1 rRNA gene is annotated in these 369 nt (G+C 53.1%); it reads left to right on the forward strand.

Features of this window, described 5'->3' with window-relative positions:
* Positions 1 to 369: ribosomal RNA gene (locus N825_RS35805) — 23S ribosomal RNA — on the forward strand; the annotation flags it as partial.

The following is a 369-nucleotide window of genomic DNA, read 5'->3' on the forward strand; positions in this document are numbered from 1 at the left end:
ACCCAGTGTGTTTCGACACATTATCATGTCATGAATACATAGTGGCATGAGGCGAACCGGGGGAACTGAAACATCTAAGTACCCCGAGGAAAAGAAATCAACCGAGATTCCCCCAGTAGCGGCGAGCGAACGGGGAGGAGCCCAGAACCTGAATCGGCTTGTGTGTTAGTGGAAGCGTCTGGAAAGTCGCGCAGTAAAGGGTGATAGCCCCGTACACTAAAATGCACAGGTCGTGAGTTCGATGAGTAGGGCGGGACACGTGACATCCTGTCTGAATATGGGGGGACCATCCTCCAAGGCTAAATACTCCTGACTGACCGATAGTGAACCAGTACCGTGAGGGAAAGGCGAAAAGAACCCCGGCGAGGG

The sequence above is a fragment of the Skermanella stibiiresistens SB22 genome (assembly GCF_000576635.1).
Classification (GTDB): domain Bacteria; phylum Pseudomonadota; class Alphaproteobacteria; order Azospirillales; family Azospirillaceae; genus Skermanella; species Skermanella stibiiresistens.